Raw genomic sequence first — 20,439 nt, 5'->3', positions numbered from 1 at the left:
GTCACCTCCTTAGAACAGGGATACATCGCTGACTTTGCGGGCGATCCGATTGACCGTCAGAACCAGGATGAGCCCGATGATGCTTTGGAATAGCCCGACGGCCGCGGCGTAGCTGAGTCGTCCTTCCCGGATACCGGAGTTGATGGCGTGCACGTCCAGAACGCTGCCCATGCTGGCAGTCGCCGGTCCGTTCAGGAGCAGGAGCTGTTCATACCCCGCGCTCATCAAATTGCCCACCGCGAGAATAAACAATATGATGGCCACATTGCGGATACCTGGAAGCGTCACGTGCCACATCTGCTTGAAGCGCCCCGCGCCATCCATTTTGGCAGCTTCGTAAAGCTGCTGGTCGATGCCCGCAATGGCGGCCATAAAGATAATGGAATTCCAGCCGATGTTCTTCCAGATATCGGAACCTACAATCATCTGATAGAACCAGGTTGGATTGTTCAGAAACTGGATCGACTCGGCCTCGAACGAGCCCAAGAGGTCATTGACCGGACCGCCGTATGGGGTCAGCAGCCGCTGCATCAAGGTGACGACCACGATCCAGGATACGAAATAAGGCAAGTAAGACAAGGTCTGAATCGTCTTCTTGAATTTCATCTTCCGGACTTCATTCAGCAGGAGCGCAAGAATGATCGGCATCGGAAATCCGATCAGCAGCTTCATGAGGCTGATGATGACCGTGTTGCGGATGATGTCCCCGGACTGATAATAATTGAAGAATTGTTCGAAGTACTTGAATCCGGCCCAGGGGCTGCCTGTAAATCCGCCTATGAAGGTGTAGTCCCTGAAGGCAACTTGAATTCCGTACAAGGGCACATAGGAAAACAGAAAAAAACAGACGATGCCGGGCAGCATGAACAAGTAAAAGAGCTTGTGCTGCCAAATTCGCTTGAATACTCGGTTGCTTGTCCATCGTGACTTGTTCACATTCCCACCTCTCCTTTCTCACATGGGGCGGCGATGCCGCCCCGTTCCTCTATAGTTCTGGTACATTCAACCGCAGCGTGATGATTTCAAACGGCGTGAAGGATAGCGCGATTTCAGACGGCTCGTTCAGCTTCAGCTGCGTAAGGCGGTTCTCCATCAGATCGGCAATCCAGGCCTCGGCGGCTTGAAATCCAAGCCGAAGCGACGTGCCCGCATGCGTTCCCGAAGTTTCATACAGACGAACGATGATATCGTCCCCGTCCTCGGCTTTTTTGACGGACTCCACCATGATGTGCGGATGATCGGGCCTGAGAAACGCTTGGGATAAAGGCAGCTTTCTTGTCTCCTGATCCGATACGTCAGGCAAGGACACCGTGCGAAGCGGGACGTTTAGTTCATGGCCTCTTCGGTAGATTTCGGCTTGCACATGATTTCCTTGGTGCGGATATAACGAATATGTGAATCGATGTTCCGCGCGGTCCGCCTCCGGATCGGGATAGGAGCTGCTGCGGAGCAGATGGAGATCCAGCACGTTATCGATGGCGCGATGGCCATACTTGCAATCATTGAGCAGCGCGACGCCATAATCCGGCTCCGATAAGTCCACCCATTGATGTGCGCAGATCTCATCCTTCGCAAAATCCCACAGCGTATTGCGGTGAGTCGGTCTGCTCAGGCTGCCGAACTGGATTTCGCAGTGGACCTGATCCGTGCGAATATTAACGGGGAACGACGTTCTTAACATCTTGCCATTCTCCCTCCAATCGACGTCCGTCTCGAAATCGATGCGCCGGCTGCCCGCCGTCAGCACGACGGTCTGGGTCAGCGAAGACTCCCCGTAACCGTACTCGAAGACAAGCCCGATCCTCGGCCCCTCCCGAAGCTCCCGCATGCTCAGTAGGTGTAACCGTGTACCCGGATTCGCCGCATAGTCATGGCGGAAATCCCATGCGTCCCCGCCGTCATGATACACACGAAGATCGTTGCCTAATCGTCCCTGCTGGATGACTTCGCGGTTTTCCGCTTTATCCAGAACCGACAGGATAGCCCCGTTTTGATCGAACGTCACGATGACCTTGTCGTTCTCCAGGCTTCGTCCTTCAGCTGCAGCGTCTGCGCACGCCCCTGGCGTTTTAGTCAAGCTTTCAGAGGAGGATGCGGCTTCTCCATCCGCTTCCAGGCCGGCGTCATTCGATAAAACTGCATATCCCATCGATGGAACCTGCACACGATGCCAGCGTCCGTTCATGCGCAGCCACTCTCGTCGCTCCCAAGGCAGCGAATTGAAGATGACGGTTTGCGCGGAAGCCGTGTCACTGCGTGCTATATGGTCAGCTAAATAGCTGTAGGTGTCGGCAATCATGGTTTCCGTCTGCCCAAGCAGCTCTTCATACCGCGCCAGCGACTCATCGTACACCCGCTTGATCGAAGATCCCGGAAGAATATCGTGGAACTGATACAGCAGGACTTCCTTCCAGATCGTCTCCAGCGCCTCAGCTGGATAATCCCGCCCTAGCCGGGCTGCCAGCACGGAAGCAAACTCCAGCTCGCGCAGCGCTTTCTCCATCTTCCGGTTGTAACGCTTGCTCCGGGCCTGACTGGTCAAGGTTCCTTGATGCTTCTCCAGGTAGAGCTCCCCGCGCCACGTCTGGAACGACTCGCGCTCTTCATTCAACCGTTCGAAGAACTTCCACGAAGGCTCTTGCCGGACGGGAGACAAACCGAGCAGGTTTTCCTCGCGAGCCAGCCGTTCCAAATGCTCTTCGCCCGGACCGCCGCCGCCGTCTCCAATGCCGAAGAGCATCAAAGCATGGCCGGATACGTTCTTATCTAAATACTCCCGCTCCGCTTTGGCGATGGAACGAGGGGCTGCCGGACTGTTGTACGTATCTTCAGGAGGCATATGGGTCAGTACAGCGGAGCCGTCGATGCCTTCCCAGAGGAAGGAATGGTGAGGGTGCCGGTTGTACTCGCTCCATGAGAGCTTCTGGGTCATCATATAATCCACGCCGGACTTTTTGAGCAGCTGCGGCAGGCTGGCGGAGTAACCGAACACGTCCGGCATCCAGAGCGATTTCATCTCCAACCCGAATTCCTGTTGAAAATATCGCTTCCCGTACAGGATCTGACGAACCAGTGATTCCCCGCCCGGCACATTGGTATCCGATTCTACCCACATGGCTCCCTGCGGTTCCCATCTTCCTTCGCGCACCCGTTCCTTGATCTGTTCATACAGTGCCGGATAATGCTGCTTCATCCAGTCATATAGCTGGGGCTGGCTTGCCCCGAACACGTAGTCCGGGTAGCGTTCCATCATGCGAAGGACGGTCGAGAACGTTCTGGCGCCTTTCCGGATCGTTTCGCGGATCGGCCACAGCCAGGCCAAATCGATATGCGCGTGACCCACGGCGCTGATCGTTAAGACCGGATCGCCGCCTTTCAGGCTCAATGGTTTAGCCAGCTTCTTCTTCGCCTCCGCGACGCGCTCCGGCGAGAAATCCGTGAGCCGTAACGAAACGTCATACAGCGCCTGATAGATTCTCTCTTTGCGGGCGGTTCCCGCCGGGAGCTGCTCGGCAGCTTCCAAGAGTACCTCGACATCGTAATATAGGCTCCGGATATCTTCCCGGCAGCTGGCGATGACGGCTTCTTTCAAAGTTCCTCCCCGGTATTTGCCAAAGAGATCGTTATTGCCCGCATCGGCCCAAACTTCAATATCCGATCCGGTCAGGAACATGTCATGAAGCCGGACGACACGTTTGCCGGGGAGCCCTAAGGAAAAATCGAATTCCGAATTCACGGTGGTCAATCCCTGTACCGGCGATCCGTTCGGATCCGCCAAACACAACTCGCCGTTAATGTCCAGCAGGAGGACGAGGTCCTTCTTCCGGCTATGCTCCGGAACGCTCCCGGCAAAACGGAACCAGGCGCAGTCCCACAGGTCCCCCCATCGCTGTCCATGGACAAGCGTCATTTTCGTTCCCGTCTTTCGATCCGAGTACGATACGGGTTCAGGCGTAACCCATGCCGTCACTTCCAACTCGGCAACCGGCTCATAGATGGCTTCCCGGAGTTTGTTTAACATTTGTTTCAACGGTTCAAGCCTTATCGGTTCGTATGGCATGATGATCTGCTCCTCTCTATTGCATCAGTCGGCTGCAGGTTCCGTCACGGATTGGGGTATCCAATCCACTTGAATCACGGCCTGGTTCGCCGCACCGTGTTCGTACTGCAGCAGGACGGTTAACGACTCCCGATCCCATACCCAGTCGGCAGGCATCGCTTGATTCCCGGTGACGTACTGGACGGACGCCGGCTCGGACGGACAATACAGCCTTGCGCTGGCCTGCATATTGGCCGGTCCCTTGGCTGTGAATCGGAACCCGGCGTCCGATTGGTCGAGCTCCTCGATTCTGGAGGAAGCTGCGATGATGGACACTTTGCCTCCGGAAGGACGACCGGCTTCAACATCATAGAGAAGCGCCTGTTTCCCCGGGCTTAACGTAAACTGATCATGAACGGAGAGTTTCGAATCGAACAAGTCCACGACAGGACCCGAGATCGTCAAGTCTTTATCGGTGACGGACTCCTCCAGAACCGAAGCAATGATATAAGGACCGCGCTGCAGCTTGAAATAATGCTTGGCATGCCAGGGCGGTACCGTGCCGAGTAGCGCTTCTATCGCAGCCTGGACGGAGCGGCGCAGCCGGTCAGCCCCTTCTTTCGACAAGGTCAGGTCGGCCGGATGCTGATCCAGCCAGCATACAATGCCTTTTCCTGCCTGATGGATTCCTTCCGCTTTCCCCTTCAGGCCAAGCTGCTCAAACAAATGCTCCCGCGGGGAGTTGTACTTCGAGCCGAACGCTCCGCTCTCGAGCTCCGCGTTCCACCAGGCGCGTATGCCGTGGTACGGATCGCTGTCATCGCCGACATAGATCAGTGCGCCGCCATCCCGCACCCACTGCGCGAGGGCATTATGAATGTCAGGATACTCCGGCTTGATGAATTCATAGCTCAGCACAAGGACGCGATATGGAGCCAAATAACCCGGATAACGCCTTACATTATCAAGCTGAAGCGTGCGTACCGGGATGCCATGCTTCAGCAGCGGCAGCGTCAGACCGTAAAACGGAGAGAAATCGAGAAGCTCCGTGTCGCCCGCCTCCTGAAAACCTTCGGGATCCGTGCCGTCATATTTCCCGGCATCGGGCGCTCCAGGCTCAGGCTTCATTCGCTGAAACATCGCGGAGTCTGCAATTAGAACGCCGACTTGCAAGTCGTCTTCCGCCGATTCGATCACTTTCTGGTCCATGTTGCCCAGCGTATGCATGACCTGGAGCAGCGTCGTTGCATAGTCGGACGGGATGGACTCTTTGCCTGAACCGTCTTCGGAAGGATATGTCCCTTTAAAGATTCGCCGCGGCCATGGCGATACTTCATAATGGGAGACCCCGGGATGCAGCAGTGATGCGACCACGGTTTTTAGATAGTTCTGCTTGTAATCCGCCCACGTGTGGTTCGGATTATCTTCAATCGGGTCATGCAGGAACCACATGCGTCTGTCCGTTCCACGAACCAGCTCCTGCATCACGCCGTATTCAAGGTAAGCGGTTTCAAATGTCCGCTCCTTCCGCAGCCCCTCATATACATTCGGCGTCCGGGAGGTCCCCGTCCAGATCTGTGCAATGTACCCGTCTATGGACGGGAGCTCCACGAGCGCCGATTGCGGACTTACGATTCGCCATTGGGTGTAGTTGATCAAACTATGAGTCGGAACGTAAAAGCGAAGGATTCGATCATAACGCTTTAACGCGTAATCCTTCATCTCTGCGCATAACCGGTCGAGCACGCGGGTATATAAATACGCTTTCAATTTGGAAGCCCGGTATTGTGCGTCTGGCGAAGCATGCGGCGGAATCCATGGCTCCTTGTAATACAGCAGCCATTCCCGTTTGAACGCTTCCGAATAACCTCCGTTCACCCAAAATTCAGGCTCTTCCAGATGAATGGCTTCCACGCCCGCATCCACCGCGATGCGTATTCGGTCCGCGATGAAGCGGCCAAAGGAAATCGTAGGCACCATGTAAGGAATGACCGGTTGTTTGCCATGCAGGATCATCTCCCCATAGCGATCCTTCTGGGCTTCATCCCAATGGGGTACGCCGTCTATCTCCCCGTCCAGGTAGCTGTTGTATTGCCCCCAAGCGACTCCGGTCATCAGATGGACGACGTATCCTTTCTCTTTCCATTTCCGAATCCGCTCGGGCATGGTTTCGTCAATCCCATAAACCATCACGAAGTCTGTCTGAAGATCATAGTCGGGGTGATACGGTGCAGACTCTTGAAACCCGGTTCGTTCTTCCCTGCGATCTCTCGGCACGTTTTATACCTCCCTGCTCAGGTTAAATGTACTGTCGCTTCATAACCTCCATCATTTTCTAGAATATAATATATAATATTAATATATTCAATATGTTTTTAATTCGAATTAAAAAAGCCTTCTCCGTTGGATGACGGAAAAGGCTTATTTTTGGCGTGAATATTAAGTTCATGGAACCTGGCCTGATGTTTGGCGAACCACAAGCTCGGGCTCAATCAGTATTTTGCTGTAACTCTTGGCTTCTCCTGTGCCGCGCAGCACTTCCAGAAGTTTGCCGGCGGCTTGATATCCCATATCCCGCTCAAACTGCTTGACATGGGTGAAAATGCTGAATTCCTCCACGATGGAAGTCGGATCGTCGAAGCTGACGATCGATACGTCCTCTGGCACCCTAAGCCCCGCTTGCTTTGCCATCTGATAGATCTGCACTCCCAGTCTCCCGTTAAGCGAAATATAGGCGGTTACCATACGATTTCGGATGTAACGGTATAACGGGTGGGCTTCCGCATCCTTGAGCACGTTCAGCGGTTTGAAATCCGTAATCATATGCGCCGGATTGATGAGCGCGCCTTTGTCCTTCAATGCATCGATGTACCCTTCGATCCGCTCCTGAACCGTCACGGTCTGAAGGGGAGAATCCGAGCAGATGGCGATATCACGATGCCCAAGCTCCCATAGATGCTCAACGGCGAGCCTGGTGCCCCGCCTTCCATCGGCCGCAATATAATGCGTCTCGACGCCAGGCAAATACCGGTCGATCAACACAAAAGGAAAACCGGACAGCTTCATGCCCAGTATCTCCTCGTTGTAGTTCTCCTCGTCGATCGGGAAAATAAGCAGGCCTTCGGCTCCGAGAGCCTTCAGATCCTTGATGGCGTCTTTTTCCTTGTCGAGTTTGCCGTCCGTCAGCATGATCATGCTGCGGTAACCTTCGTCACTAAGAGCCTGCTCGATCCCCTCAATGAGTCTCATGGCAAAGTAATCATGAATGGTGGGCATAATCACGCCAATCATGCCCGTTGCCAGCGTCCTTTCTCTTCCCCTGTGCGACGAAGCCGACGGCTGCGCTCCGGGTAAGAAGTCCGTTTCTTCTGCAACAAAGCTTCCTTTGCCCGGCACGCGGGCAATCAATTTCTCGTTCGCTAATCCGGTCAGCGCATTGGCAACCGTTATCTTGCTGACATGAAACTGGTCCATCAGCTCCTTCTCTGTCGGTATGCGATCACCGGGCTTCATATTTTCTGATGCTATGACGTGTCGGATATAGTCCTGGATTTGCTGATACAACGGAATTCGATCATTTGTACTCATACTAATCACATCACCAATTCATTCATGATATTTGAAATATATAATATATCCTTACACATACAAGCGCAATAAACAAGCATGAGCTGACAACGGCCAATTACGACAATACCTTGATAGGATAGCGTTTAACATGCCTGATTTGCAAGAATCATAGGAAGTTTTGTCGAACCTCTTGTAAAGTTATATTTGAATATATTAAATATGTGTTGGTAAGCGATGTGCTACACGATGTTGGTGCCAAAAAGGAGGGGTGAATGTTAACGGATGAGCACGCGCTTCCAATTGACAACAGACCATAACAAGGAGTGAATTCGCCATGGCTCGTAGATTCACGATTCTCTGTTTAGCCATCCTTTGTGCTTTTTCATTAAGCGGCGGCGCAGTTTATGCTTCGGATACGGATGCACGGTCAGCCAAACCTGACGGTTCCAATAACCGCGAACTGCCAAGTTTCAAGAAACCGAAGCATTTGGATGTCGCAGATATTTATGATGCGCCAGGTGACATTAAATTGCTGTTAGGAACCTTGCAGGGGATCGTTAACCGGGAACAGCCCCGAATCTATTTGATTGAGTCCCAGGAAGAAGGGAAAATGACCTGGCTTGAAGATATAAACGTGCCTTATACGCTTCATGAAGACTATTGGGACGTATTCGCTGCTTATCGTGGCGAAGCCAAAGGCATGATTGTATATGATCCGGAAGTTCCCGACACGATTAATGTCGCCACCACCCTCGCAGGACTGAAGAAGGCTGTCGTTGCCAGTCCGGAGCTGGCCGCCCAATTGTCCAAAGCCCCTTATAACTTGAAGACGCTGGATGATTTGCGCGGCAAATTCGATAACCGGCTCGAAGCTTACACCTGGCAGTACGAGAATCTGTGGAAGCAGACGAATCATCAGATGTTAGTCGGACTGGATCCGGATACGGCGATCCGAATTCCTTCCGGCCTCCCGGAATCGTTTGTAACGATTGCAGAGGAGAAGGAGCAGATTCGCGATGCAAGCAATCGTGATACTTACCAGCTTGATTTATCCTCTCTCTTGGGAAAATCAGAGGTATATCTTCGGTTTGACGATGCTTTCACCCAGGACGGTTGGGGCCCTGCCGTACACGAAGTAACGGTCAAGGCTGACGGCAACGTGATCGCGAGTTTCATCGCAGGTACACCGGAAGAAGAGGCCTATCTATATGATCGGCAAAATTCCAAGTTCGGTGAAGGACAAGGCGGTCACCGCTTCGCCGATAACGGCAGTTATTTTGTGTACGAATTCACCCCTCCTGCCGGAACCAAGAACCTGGTCGCCGAAGTGGATATGTGGAACCAGTATAAGGTTTCCGCGGGAAATATCCGTCCGCTATCTGCTGAGCAGCAGGAACCCTATGGTTATTTAAGAGATTACGCCGTAGCCAACAAAGCGATGGTATTCTGGCTGGATTCCAATGTCCCTGAGCAAAAAGCGCTGTTCGAAAAAATCCTGTCCGGTGTGAAGCCGGGTACCCCGTACCTCGGCTGGTTCAGCAACGATGTGGAAGGCGAGTTCAGCTCGGTCGAGATCGCTTCCCGATATGGCGTTTATGTGCTGGCGGCCGACTGGTTCAGCAATCTGACCGTCTTCTCGGGAACCAAGCCAAACTTCAAGCTGGCGAAAACACCTCCGCAGCCAGCTCTGGAGAACAAGATTTATGTAACGTATACTTTTACGGAAGGCGACAACTTCCAATACAACCAGCATCGCATGCGCGTCATGTGGGATGACCCGGCTCGCGGCAAAGTCCCGATCAACTGGACCTCCAGTCCTCTGCTTTATGAAGGTGCTCCAGCGATATTGAATTATTATCTCAATTCGGCTACAGAGAACGATTTGCTGATTGCCGGGCCGTCCGGTGCCGGATATTTTTACCCAAGCCCATGGCCGGATGCAAGCTTTCAGCAGTTCTTGCGGTCTACCGAGAAATACCTGAAAAAGACGGGAATGACGATCCCTTATGTTCTGAATCGAGTCGATAGTCAGAATGTGCCGTTATCACCGTTTAAAGCAAAAGCATATGAGGAGGAATATAACGTACCCGGTTTATTTATTAGCTATGAAGACAGATACGGGGTTGAAATCGTAGGCGACAGCCTGCCCGTGTCAACGATCCGCGGGATCAGCACCGTGCAGGACGGATTGCAGGTCCTGAATGAGGCCAAGGCGAATTGGGACGGTAAGTCACCGCTCTTCGTTTCCCTCGGCATGCTTGCCTGGAGCATGACTCCGTCGGATGCGCTGGCTCTAACCGAGCAGCTTGGAGCAGACTTCAAAGTTGTACGCGCCGATCACTATTTCTCCTTGATCCGTGAAAGCTACGGCTTGCCGGCAAGCAAGAAATGATGATGTCTGGTTAAACGACTGCATATTCCTTAAGGCAGCGGCAGGCCCAATCCAATCGGGTCTTCGCTGCCTGTTTTATTATTGTATTTCCCCATTTTAGTGGCCGGGTCTTTCGTTGTATTTCACGGCATTAACTATATGTAGTTAATATCATTAATTATATATAGTTAACGCTATGAATTAATTGATTAATACCGTTAAATAATAATCTCTATTATCCTTCATCATCCTGCAATCTGAGCTGTGCCTCCAATATGATCGTACTGACTTCGTTTACAATCCGTCTCTCCTCGCCCCCTTTCATCTCTTCACCTCTTAAAAAGGAAAAACAATTCCTTGCCTGCTCGGAGCCTGGAAAAGAGGCTGAATTATTTCTTGGGTAATCGCAAAAACCACATCGTTTCGACAGCCGATCTGAGGACCGGCTCTCTTCCCTACTCTATTGCAGTCGACAATCACATGGCGATAAGATCCTCTCCCCCATACGATTCGCAGCCATATTACGGCCGTGCTTCATCGCTCCATACATAAAAAACGGCAAATGGTGAATACTCACTGTATCGAATTAGCATGTATTCCCTCATATGGAGATTAGTATTATGGCCGCAAACAAAAAGATATCCCTAATCGACGTTTACTTCATCATGCTGCTGTCCTTGGGCATCACCAATCACGTTGTCCTGATCCCGCTTCTTCTGCAAAAAGCGGGCCGAGACGCGTGGATGGGCACGCTGCTAACCATAATCCTGCATATTGGCTGGGTGTACATCTTGTTTTTCATTATGAAGCGGACCCGTCAACAATCCATCTTCGCATGGTTCAAAGACAACTTCGGATCCGTGATAGGCTGGATCTTCGTTAGCTTAACAACGATCTATTTTTTCTGGATGACCATGGTGATCATAAGAGAAACGACGACCTGGATTCGGGTCACCTACCTGCCGTCAACGCCAAAAACCGTCATCTCCCTCACCATTATGCTGCTGTGCGTATATGTGGCAAACAATGGTATTCGCTCGATCGCTATCATATCCGGTATCCTGCTTCCTATTGTGTGGGTATTGGGCCATTTTGTAGCCGTGTCGAATCTTCAATATAAGGACTATTCATTGTTGACCCCCCTATTCGTGGATGGTTACACGCCCATGCTCAAGAGCATGCTCGTGGCCGGCGGCGGATTCATGGAGATGATTGTGCTGATCTATCTTCAGCATCACATGAAACGAAGGATGAAATACCTCTCGATCGTCATATTGTCTATTTTGCTGGGAGGACTCACCCTGGGACCGTTGATGGGAGCTATCGCTGCATTCGGGCCAGTTCCCGCGATGGAATCACGCTATCCTGCGTACGAGCAGTGGATGCTGGTCACCATTACGAAATATATAACCCATGTCGATTTTCTGGCTTTGTACCAATGGATATCGGGGACATTAATCCGTATTTCGCTGTTCCTGTTTATCATGGCGGACGGTATTCCTTTTAAAAAACCCAAACGACGCTTGTGGTACGTGTTAGGGGTGGGTGTAGCCACATCCATCATCTCGATGATCCCGGTCATCGATCGGCAAATCGAGTTATTCGTGCTGGGCAAATATTCGCCGTCCTACCTGGTCTTCCTTTCCGCGCTGACGCTGTTGATTGCCATTGCTGTCACATTTCGAGCCAATACCAAAGGGGGGTAGACGATGTCAAACTACAGAAATCGAAATAGCATGTTCCGCCGAAAAAAGAAACCATCCTCGGTCGCAGTGGACAGGCTACCTGCATCCGACGCATTGGATGAGGAAGCACTGCGATCCATGTTTGCCAACTCCGCGGATGTGATCATCAAATCTTTCCCGGGAAAGCATGAAGATGCTATCCCCGTAGTGCTGCTGTATAGCGAAGGAATGGTTGATGCCATGGTGATGACCCAATATGTGCTGCCGGATCTGGAAGAAAAACTGGAACATTTCAGGGATTGGGAGCCTTTAGCCAGAGAATTGGATAAATCGATGGAATGGAGCAAATTGAAGGAGCCTGCCGATGTCGTTAAGCTTCTGTTTGCGGGACGAATGATCCTATTTTTTTCAAGAGAGAAATGCTTTTATTCCATCGATATTGCCTCGCTTCCCAATAGACAACCAGAAGAGTCCAATACGGAGGTCGCCATCAAAGGGGCTCGAGATGCATTTACGGAAGATCTGTTCATGAATGTGGCACTCGTACGAAAAAGATTGCGAACGGCCACGCTCCACAATGAGCAAATGATGATTGGCGATCGCAGCCAGACCAGAGTAGCCCTTCTGTATATTTCCGATATCATACGCCCGGAAGTCATCAACGAGGCAAAGTCGCGCTTAAAAGGCATCCATGTCGATGCGCTAATAACCAGCGGTCAGCTTGAGGAGGCACTTTCCGATTCGTCACTTTCCCTATTTCCGCTCATGGACTACATTGGGAGGCCGGATTTTGTCGTGGAATGCTTGCTTAAAGGACGTTTTGTTATCCTTGTGGACGGGTCGCCGATGGCATTGATTGCGCCTTGCAACTTGCTGGAGTTGTTAAAATCGCCGGAAGACTCCTATTTTCCTTACCACTTTGTTGTATTTGAACGGCTTCTAAGGCTGCTCGGTCTCTTTCTTGCCATTATGCTCCCGGGATTTTGGGTTGCCTTGATATGCTATAACATGGATCAGCTTCCCTTTCTGCTACTTGCGACCGTCACGGTCTCCCGTTTCGGGATTCCGCTGTCGGCGCCAATGGAAATCTTATTGATGCTGGGCATGTTCGAATTATTCAGGGAGGCAGGCATTAGGCTGCCGAAAGCTGTCGGTCAAACCATCGCGGTCTTAGGCGGCCTCATTATCGGGGATGCTGCCATACGCGCTGGCTTAACGTCGCCCGCCATGCTGGTCGTATCTGCAACGACGGCAGTCGCGACGTTTACATTGGTAAACCAGACACTGAGCGGAACGGTCAGCATTATTCGGCTGTATGTGCTGATTTGGTCTTCCTTGCTTGGCATGCTGGGATTTTTTATTGGTGTATTCAGTCTCATTGCATACCTCTCCGTATTGGAATCCTTCGGACTTCCGTACCTTGCTCCTCTATCGCCGCTGACCTTCAAGGATTTGATGAATGCCCTCTTGAAAAAACCGTGGGCTTTCAACAAAAACCGACCGGAAATGCTGCAGAATATGGATAACACTTCTGAAGAAAGGGAACCAACGTGAGATGAGAAACTGTATCATTATCATAAAATTAATATGGTTAACGGTAATGCTCATTATGTTAACGGGCTGCTGGGACATCAAGGAGATACAAGACATGAATTACATCACCGCCATCGGCATCGATCAAGAGGACGGTGATTTTGTCGTATACACTCAAATGATGGATTTTACGGCGGTCGCCAAAACCGAAACGGGAAAAGCGGAAAAGCCACCACAAGTATGGACTTCCAAAACCAGGGGCAAGACGTTTGACATGGCGGTCAATGCCATCTATGATTCAGCGCAGGTACGCACAAGCTGGAGCCATATCTCATGTATTCTCATCAGTGATACCGTCTTGAAATCGAAAGTTCTAACCAAATTGGATACGATCGGCCGTTATCAGGAAATTCGTATGACGCCCTGGGTGTTTGGAACAAACGAGTCTATCGAGCAGTTGTTTAATGTTCCTGCTTTCTTCAATCTCTCCCCGTTAAATACGATAGCTCATGAGCCTTCCGAAGAGTATAAACAGAGATCCTATATCGTACCGATTCGATATTTTGATTTCATGGCGCTGATCACCGAACCGGCCAGTACGGTACTGCTTCCAAATCTATCGATCGATAAAGGGACCTGGAGCCTGAATCAAAAAGAAAACCCGAAGCTGGTGATTAACGGAGTATTCGCTATATCCGAAGTGGTATCGAAAGGTTTCTTTCCTAACGACAAGCTCACCGGTCTACGCTGGATGGAACCCGATACGAAACGCTCTCACGTCATGATTACAAATAAGAGCGGGAAATACGCTGCGAACGTCGTTTTGTCGAATCCTAAAGTTCGCAAGGAATTGAGCATTGTCAACGGAATGCCCCGATTCCGCATCAACGTGAAGTTAGGAGGTAACGTGGTAGAAGCGCTCGACGACATGAACAAAACCGAAATGGAAAACCAGGCGGCCGCGGAAGTGCGGGAGGAGATTATATCTACGTATAAGAATGGAATTGCCTCAAATACAGATCTGTACAGCTTGGAGCACGTTTTGTTTAAGAAAGACACCCGACTTTGGAAAAAAATTCATCGGTCGTCTGTCCAACCGATGGATGCAGGTTCTTTGGAAACGGTACATGTCGAAGTCCATTTGGATCATGCCGGCATGAAGCTGCTCCCCCATCAAGATGGACCCGCTGCGCCGACGACCAAAAAAGAGGCAGGATCCTGACGATCTGCCGTTAAATGAACCCATAATTAAGGCAGCCGGTTCTTGGAGTCAAGAATGGCTGCCTTTGCTTTGAAGCAGGTAGAATTCCTTCGTCATATATGATAAAGATGAAATAAACGTTGTTTATAAAGTTGATCGTACGCGCTTGGCTACACGATAACTTCCACACCTTCATCCTCAAACAAGTCATCATAAGCAACGTAGAGGCCTATGGCTGAGGCGATTAATACCAAAATAGCTGCGATGAACGCCAATTGTTTAACCGTAGCTTTGTTGGATTTCCCTTGCTGTCTTCGTTTACGTTGCACTCCTCGGCCCATACTGCATACCTCCCGCTTTCATGCCGTTACAATAAAATATGATTCGGACATGAAAATGTTGTTAGGCAAAGCACGCTTATTATATCGTATGGATGATAGAGGATGCTTGTAAACCTTTAGTATTGACGGTGAAGCTTGCTGAAAAACGCTCTTATATCCTGAACGAGTGAGTCCGGATCGGACATGGCAACCATATGGCTGCCGCTTTCAAGATTCGACCAATGCACGATATGGTTATTGGCTTCGGCCATTCGCCGGAAGATCGAGCCTCCTCCGTGGGAAACCCCTGTCGGTACCTTCGTTTGATCTGTTGGCATCCCGGCTGCTCCATCATAATACGTCCAAGACGAGGAGGCTGCAGTCTCCGTCAACCAATATATGGTGGCGTTAGTAAGGAGCAAATCTTTATGGATAGGTTCTCGAGGGATGTCATCCTTGTAATGGGGCCATCCGTCAAATTCCTTATAGCGCTCGATAAGGTATGCAAGCGCGGCGACCGGCGAATCGTGCAGTCCGTAACTGAGCGTCTGCGGCCGGTTGGATAGATAAGGGGCATAACCACTGCCTCCTGCAAACAGCTCAGCCAAACGAGTCATTTCAGCCAGCTCTTCATCACTAGCTCCTTCCAGTTCGCTCGGATCTCCCATGGGGATGCCCAGTCCTCCTGTAAGATGTACACCGATCATGTGTTCAGCATCCAGGATAGCCAGCTCCGGTGAGACTAAGGCACCGGCATCGTTACCATGCGCACCGTAAACATCATACCCGAGTCTGTGCATCAACTTGGCCCAGATGCCGGCAACACGTTTGATGCTCCACGGTGATTCATCGGCCCCTAGTGGAAAAGGTGAAAAGGCAAACCCGGGGATTGATGGTGCCACGATATGAAATGCCATTTTCGGATCTTCTCCATACGCACTTGGATTGCTCAAAGGACCGATGATATTCATAAATTCAACAACGGTGTTCGGCCAACTGTGCGTCATGATCAATGGCAAGGCATCTGGCTCAGGGGAACGTACGTGTAGAAAATGGATCGGCTGCCCGTCAATGTTCGTCATAAATTGCGGAAACGCATTCAGTTTCTGTTCATATTCGCGCCAGTCATATTCCTTAAGCCAATAATCCGCGAGCTCCTTAAGATACGCAACCGGAATCCCGCGTTTCCAGTCGCCTCCAGGTATCTGGAATGGCCAACGCGTCTTCGCAATACGGGTCCGCAGATCGTCGATATCCTTTTGAGGGAAGTGTATGTGGAAGGGACGAACGGAAACTTTGGAACGTGGATGTTCGCTTACATCATGATTGTTAGGCATGTCATTTTACCTCGCTCTTCTGCTTTTTCTTTATAATAAAAACGAAACACTGACGACTTAATGTCAGTGTTTCGGAGGAATCTTTTATCATAATGCAGGAGCTTGCTCTTAGAGCAACTATAGGTCGTTAAAAATGAATCACCATGCCCGTCTTGTCATCGGATTTCTTGAATCTTGCATGGGTTAAACATTCCGGGTCAGCCTCTTCGATATCCTGTAATTCATGCGTATACTGCTCAAGGCCTTTTAACAGTATACGCTGCGCGATGTAGTCCCAATAGGATCGATCACTCGGCACGTCGTTCACAGGCCAGAATAAACCATCCGTTAATAGAATCAGGTGGGCTAATCGGGATCTATTGATTTTTCCGTATTCGAGAAAATCAACGGCACGGGGATCCCCGTTCAAGACGCCGTAGCCTCCATTCACGTTGCTCTTAAAGCGGTTCTCCCTAATGATATCTATTACCGTGCCGAGGAGTTCTTCTTGACGGGTCAGTCCCTGATTCACGCCTTCCTCCCATTTCGCGATGGCTGGAGTTTCCAAATGAGCGACTTGTCTCCAGGTTAACGGCCGAACCTCCCCTTCCTGGTACACGGCAAGGATCATGCAGTCACCGGTCTGCAGGAATTCCACCCGTTCCTCCTGAATTCGTACGAGAGCAAGAGCCGTTCCCCAGAGCCCGTCTTTTTTCTCCATATCGATATGGGCTTGCTGCATGAGTTCTCTTAACTTATCGTTTGCTGCCGCAGTATGCTCCGCAAGCTGTTCCACTTGATCCAGTGATTCAAAAAAGTTCTTCACCGCTTGAGCGGCAAGGTACCCTCCCGTTTCCTTCTTGTCGCTGAGGTAGGGAACCACGGAGGATACCCCGTCTAACACGCCGTACAACCCGGCCTGCTCATGAATAATAAGTGCATCTTCATTTAAGAAATGGATCCCCTTAAGGGTGTACTGCTCAATGGTTACCATAAATTGGCCCCTCCTACACAATGAATTCTGGTTTATTTGCTGGATTCGTTATTTTCGCCTGGCCGTATTCCAAAATAGGAGACAAGTTACAAGCAGTGCGAGCAGAAAGCTGCTAATGGCCGGGACGACAAGCTGCAATACGTAGGACAGTCCCCGCCCTTCTACAACCGTCATCATGGCCGCGAACATGGCAAGGATATAGACCATAACGAATACGCACCAGAAGGTTATAACCGGATGCGCATGCGCTCTTTTCGTGGGCGATACGTACAAATGACGGTGAATCCACCATGCGGTCAGGACCAAGCCAAATAGGGTGCTGCCGTGTTGGCCTAATTTGTACACCGGAATTTGTAAGGCGCCGATATGCAGCATTACCGAAAGAAGCGGAATCTGATTGACGATCCATGCACCCTTGTGCGTGAACTGATCCCAGAGCAGATGCGTGCCAACGCCTGCCAGTCCTAAGAGGATTACGGCCAGCCACCCTATGGGAGAGACTGGAAGTTCGCCATCCCGCTGCCAGCGGTACGGGAACCAAGAAGGTAAATAGACGTGCAGAACCGGGCGGATGATCTTCTCAAACACAACGTACAGCAGCAATATCATCGGGAGATTGAATAAGAGAATACCCGGACCCTCATGCCCCCATACGCCAGCCGCCCGAAAACGGATGAAATATTCAAAATCCGGCGCCATGCACCCGATAATGAGCGCGGACACCGGTAATGACTTCTTCTTCCACCACGGCATCGTGATGACGGGATGCGCGAATGTAAAAGGCATAATCTCTCCTAACTGTTGATTTTATGTATAAACGATTTTTTACTATTCTAGCATCAACACGCTTCTAAGGGATACGATATTTTCATCAATCGAAAAAGGACAGGCTTCCGCCTGCCCTCTCAAAACCATGATTTACAGCAGTTCACGTGCGAGCAGGCGATACACCTCCAGCCGCTTTTCCTGCGAATGCGGAATGCTGCATATCATCGCTTCCTGGAATCCGTAGTGCGCTTGCTCTTCCTGTAAGCGGGCCGCGATGTCTTTTACCGCTCCCACCAGATGAATTTTGCGCCCTTCCTGGATAGCCATCCGGTCAATCTCCGTTAAAGATACATTCTGAGCCTCTTCGGGTGTCATCACCTGCGTAATTCGGCCCTTGCTCATCATCAGCCGGAAAATATCCTGCGGCAGCGCTTCATACTCCGCTTCTTCCATTGTTTCCGCTGTCGTTACCATATAGGATACGTTAATTTCAGGCTTCTCCATGAACGGAGATGGTTGGAAGTTATCACGGTAATGGTTCAATATGTCTATGCTCATCGCTCCGTTAAAGAACTGTGCGAAGGAGTAACCGACCCCCATCTGTGCCGCTTGCAGCGCACTGTTGCCGCTAGAGCCGAGCAGCCACACTTCTGGCAGGGCGACTCCCGTAGGCGCAGCGGCATTCGTGGCATACAGTTCATCTTCCGGCACCTGGTCGCGAAGAAGCTGCATGGTGACGGAGAGCTTGTCATACATGTTATGAAGCATCAGCTGCCGCCCTTCGGACAGAGCGTACATGGCACTCGTATCGCCGCCTGGCGCTCGCCCTACGCCGAAATCAATCCTTCCGGGCGTAAATGCGCTTAACGTCTTAAATACTTCCGCGAGCTTTAGTGGAGAGTAATGCATCATCATGACGCCGCCGGTGCCGATGCGTATCCGATCGGTTTTTGCCGCAAGCCGGGCGGCCGTCACTTCAGGGGCGGAGCTGGCAAACGTATGTCCTCCATGATGCTCGGCCATCCACATTCTGCTGTATCCCAATCCATCGGCCAGAACAGCCAGCTCTTCGGCTTTCATCAATGCGCTTTCCGCCGTGTTGCCGCTGGTGACGGGAGCTTGATCCAATACGCTTAATCTCATATGATATCTTCCCTTCTTCGATTCGATTAGATGACCATTTTGCTGCTGATCCATTCCTCCAAGGCGCTAACCTTGTCCTTAAAGCGTTCTCCGCGCATTTCCTCCGACAACGAAGCGATGGTCTCTCGCTTTAATACAGCTTTCCAGGAAGACTCGGCTTCTTCCATCAAATCGGATAGCAGGCAGCAGCTCTCTTCTTTTTGCAGGTCGAGCATGTCTACGAGAATTCCGTGGGACGAGTATAGGGACTGCTGTCCTTCCACCGCGAGGTAAACGTCGTATACACGGATATCCTCAGGTTTCTTCCTTAATCTGAATCCGCCCTTGATGCCGGGGACGGACGTGATCAGATCAGCGGTTACCAGCTTTCTCAACAATTTCTGAAAATAGGTCACGGAAGTTCCCAGCTGCTGGCTAATCGCTTCCCCAGGCAGCACCGCCCTGTCCGGCAGCATGTTGAGCAGAACCAGGGCATATACGGACTGTTCCACGCCGGTTTTCATATGCATAAACAGCACCTCGTTTTACGGTATGGATTTGGTTTAAAATGCTATTCATATTTAAAGCGGATAATGAATATCCACGTTATATCATATATCAGGCGGGTTGAAATGTAAAACCTAATGTTTGCGTTCATCTCATATAAAATGCTGAACGGGATCGTGTTGCTGGCATGACCCAGTTCAGCAACGTTTGGATATGACCGAATCATGACTAATGCATGACAGGTGTATGGCTTTTATATGACAGAAGTAACTGTTTCGATAGACTGCCAAACCCTATACTCATGGAAACACATGACAAAAGAACACCGCTCTCATTGAAAGCGGTGTTCTTCCCTTAGTCAATCCGGATCCCTTAGTGCCTGCTTGAGCAGCGGAATCACCTTGGTCCGGTCATTCATGCCGATTTTCTCATAGATGACGCTGATGTAGTTGCGAACCGTACCTTCCGTGATATATAACATATCGGCGATCTCGCGGTTGTTCTTATATTCCGTCATCAGCTTTGCAATTTGCAATTCCCTGGGGGTCAGATTATAGTTCTGCACCGGAAACTGTGGAACTCCTGTCGTTCTTAATCGGGCCGCCAACTTTGCCGCCACCTTCGAAGGGAGCATCAGCTCGCCACGAATCGCCTCGCGGATCGAGGCGATGATTTTATGGGACGTAAAGTCTTTAAGCAAATATCCGGATGCTCCTTTGGCCAGTGCCTCTATAATGAAATCCTCTTCGGTGAACGTCGTGAGGATCAGCACGATCGTATCCGGATTAGACTGCTTAATCTGGTGCGTTGCCGCAATTCCGTTCATAACCGGCATTTCGATGTCCATTAACACAAGCTGAGGACGCAGCTGCTCCACCAGCTCGCAAGCGGTCTGCCCATTGTCCGTCGTAGCAACGACCTCCATTTCGGGCTCCATATTGATAATGGTCTCTAGACCTTCACGGACAATGGTTTGATCCTCTGCAATGAGTATGCTTATGCTTGACATTTCT

General features: G+C 50.8%; 15 protein-coding genes. 4 read left to right on the top strand and 11 right to left on the bottom strand.

Annotated features, from left to right (window positions below):
- Window positions 1-9: 9 nt before the first annotated feature.
- The 4 genes from P0X86_RS15600 to P0X86_RS15585 all read right to left on the bottom strand — a co-directional run bounded on the left by P0X86_RS15600 (window position 10) and on the right by P0X86_RS15585 (window position 7,627).
- The gene (locus P0X86_RS15600) at window positions 10-936 is read right to left on the bottom strand and encodes an ABC transporter permease (protein WP_277748921.1); all 927 of its coding nucleotides are present in this window, start codon (window positions 934-936) and stop codon (window positions 10-12) included.
- Window positions 937-985: 49 nt separating this feature from the next.
- Window positions 986-4,060, bottom strand: coding sequence for an alpha-mannosidase (locus P0X86_RS15595; protein ID WP_277748920.1), 3,075 nt, complete (start codon window positions 4,058-4,060; stop codon window positions 986-988).
- Window positions 4,061-4,084: 24 nt separating this feature from the next.
- Entirely contained in the window at window positions 4,085-6,316 is a 2,232-nt protein-coding gene (locus tag P0X86_RS15590) for a hypothetical protein (protein WP_277748919.1), read from the bottom strand.
- A 168-nt stretch (window positions 6,317-6,484) separates the two neighbouring features.
- Window positions 6,485-7,627 (bottom strand): GntR family transcriptional regulator, encoded by a 1,143-nt coding sequence (locus P0X86_RS15585; RefSeq protein ID WP_277748918.1) that lies wholly within the window; start codon window positions 7,625-7,627, stop codon window positions 6,485-6,487.
- A gap of 316 nt (window positions 7,628-7,943) precedes the next feature.
- On the opposite strand from P0X86_RS15585, the gene P0X86_RS15580 reads away from it, so the two are divergent.
- The 4 genes from P0X86_RS15580 (at window position 7,944) to P0X86_RS15565 (ending at window position 14,420) form a co-directional block, all read left to right on the top strand.
- Window positions 7,944-10,001, top strand: a complete 2,058-nt coding sequence (locus tag P0X86_RS15580) for a GxGYxYP domain-containing protein (protein WP_277748917.1) — start codon at window positions 7,944-7,946, stop codon at window positions 9,999-10,001.
- Window positions 10,002-10,600: 599 nt separating this feature from the next.
- Window positions 10,601-11,686: a GerAB/ArcD/ProY family transporter gene (locus P0X86_RS15575; protein ID WP_277748916.1), complete on the top strand. Its 1,086-nt coding sequence runs from the start codon at window positions 10,601-10,603 to the stop codon at window positions 11,684-11,686.
- Window positions 11,687-11,689: 3 nt separating this feature from the next.
- Window positions 11,690-13,219, top strand: coding sequence for a spore germination protein (locus P0X86_RS15570; protein ID WP_277748915.1), 1,530 nt, complete (start codon window positions 11,690-11,692; stop codon window positions 13,217-13,219).
- 1 nt (window position 13,220) lies between these two features.
- Window positions 13,221-14,420, top strand: a complete 1,200-nt coding sequence (locus tag P0X86_RS15565) for a Ger(x)C family spore germination protein (protein ID WP_277748914.1) — start codon at window positions 13,221-13,223, stop codon at window positions 14,418-14,420.
- A 149-nt stretch (window positions 14,421-14,569) separates the two neighbouring features.
- Here the strand turns inward: P0X86_RS15565 and P0X86_RS15560 are convergent, their stop codons facing one another.
- The 7 genes from P0X86_RS15560 to P0X86_RS15530 form a co-directional block, all read right to left on the bottom strand.
- Window positions 14,570-14,740, bottom strand: coding sequence for a hypothetical protein (locus P0X86_RS15560; RefSeq protein ID WP_277748913.1), 171 nt, complete (start codon window positions 14,738-14,740; stop codon window positions 14,570-14,572).
- A gap of 116 nt (window positions 14,741-14,856) precedes the next feature.
- The gene (locus P0X86_RS15555) at window positions 14,857-16,056 is read right to left on the bottom strand and encodes an epoxide hydrolase family protein (protein ID WP_277748912.1); all 1,200 of its coding nucleotides are present in this window, start codon (window positions 16,054-16,056) and stop codon (window positions 14,857-14,859) included.
- A 127-nt stretch (window positions 16,057-16,183) separates the two neighbouring features.
- Window positions 16,184-17,029, bottom strand: coding sequence for a protein phosphatase 2C domain-containing protein (locus P0X86_RS15550; RefSeq protein WP_277748911.1), 846 nt, complete (start codon window positions 17,027-17,029; stop codon window positions 16,184-16,186).
- A 48-nt stretch (window positions 17,030-17,077) separates the two neighbouring features.
- Window positions 17,078-17,815 carry a DUF4184 family protein gene (locus P0X86_RS15545; RefSeq protein WP_277748910.1) on the bottom strand — a complete coding sequence of 246 codons (738 nt, stop codon included), beginning with the start codon at window positions 17,813-17,815 and terminating at the stop codon, window positions 17,078-17,080.
- A gap of 132 nt (window positions 17,816-17,947) precedes the next feature.
- Window positions 17,948-18,940 (bottom strand): MsnO8 family LLM class oxidoreductase, encoded by a 993-nt coding sequence (locus tag P0X86_RS15540; protein WP_277748909.1) that lies wholly within the window; start codon window positions 18,938-18,940, stop codon window positions 17,948-17,950.
- 26 nt (window positions 18,941-18,966) lie between these two features.
- Complete coding sequence (locus P0X86_RS15535; protein ID WP_192571947.1) at window positions 18,967-19,449, bottom strand: RrF2 family transcriptional regulator; 483 nt, start codon at window positions 19,447-19,449, stop codon at window positions 18,967-18,969.
- A gap of 335 nt (window positions 19,450-19,784) precedes the next feature.
- The gene (locus P0X86_RS15530; protein WP_192571948.1) at window positions 19,785-20,435 is read right to left on the bottom strand and encodes a response regulator transcription factor; all 651 of its coding nucleotides are present in this window, start codon (window positions 20,433-20,435) and stop codon (window positions 19,785-19,787) included.
- Window positions 20,436-20,439: the final 4 nt, after the last annotated feature.

It is taken from the genome of Paenibacillus sp. BR1-192 (assembly GCF_029542445.1).
Lineage (GTDB): Bacteria > Bacillota > Bacilli > Paenibacillales > Paenibacillaceae > Paenibacillus_AQ > Paenibacillus_AQ lautus_A.
Note: the sequence above shows the minus strand (reverse complement) of the source record. Positions and strands in the feature narration are given on the sequence as shown.

Bases quoted from the DNA above. Each gene is read 5' to 3' on its own strand.
- P0X86_RS15550 (WP_277748911.1), bottom strand. From the start codon at position 17,029: ATGGTAACCATTGAGCAGTACACCCTTAAGGGGATCCATTTCTTAAAT.
- P0X86_RS15560 (WP_277748913.1), bottom strand. From the start codon at position 14,740: ATGGGCCGAGGAGTGCAACGTAAACGAAGACAGCAAGGGAAATCCAAC.
- P0X86_RS15580 (WP_277748917.1), top strand. From the start codon at position 7,944: ATGGCTCGTAGATTCACGATTCTCTGTTTAGCCATCCTTTGTGCTTTT.
- P0X86_RS15575 (WP_277748916.1), top strand. From the start codon at position 10,601: ATGGCCGCAAACAAAAAGATATCCCTAATCGACGTTTACTTCATCATG.
- P0X86_RS15585 (WP_277748918.1), bottom strand. From the start codon at position 7,627: ATGAGTACAAATGATCGAATTCCGTTGTATCAGCAAATCCAGGACTAT.
- P0X86_RS15530 (WP_192571948.1), bottom strand. From the start codon at position 20,435: ATGTCAAGCATAAGCATACTCATTGCAGAGGATCAAACCATTGTCCGT.
- P0X86_RS15565 (WP_277748914.1), top strand. From the start codon at position 13,221: ATGAGAAACTGTATCATTATCATAAAATTAATATGGTTAACGGTAATG.
- P0X86_RS15555 (WP_277748912.1), bottom strand. From the start codon at position 16,056: ATGCCTAACAATCATGATGTAAGCGAACATCCACGTTCCAAAGTTTCC.
- P0X86_RS15535 (WP_192571947.1), bottom strand. From the start codon at position 19,449: ATGCATATGAAAACCGGCGTGGAACAGTCCGTATATGCCCTGGTTCTG.
- P0X86_RS15540 (WP_277748909.1), bottom strand. From the start codon at position 18,940: ATGAGATTAAGCGTATTGGATCAAGCTCCCGTCACCAGCGGCAACACG.
- P0X86_RS15570 (WP_277748915.1), top strand. From the start codon at position 11,690: ATGTCAAACTACAGAAATCGAAATAGCATGTTCCGCCGAAAAAAGAAA.
- P0X86_RS15545 (WP_277748910.1), bottom strand. From the start codon at position 17,815: ATGCCTTTTACATTCGCGCATCCCGTCATCACGATGCCGTGGTGGAAG.
- P0X86_RS15595 (WP_277748920.1), bottom strand. From the start codon at position 4,060: ATGCCATACGAACCGATAAGGCTTGAACCGTTGAAACAAATGTTAAAC.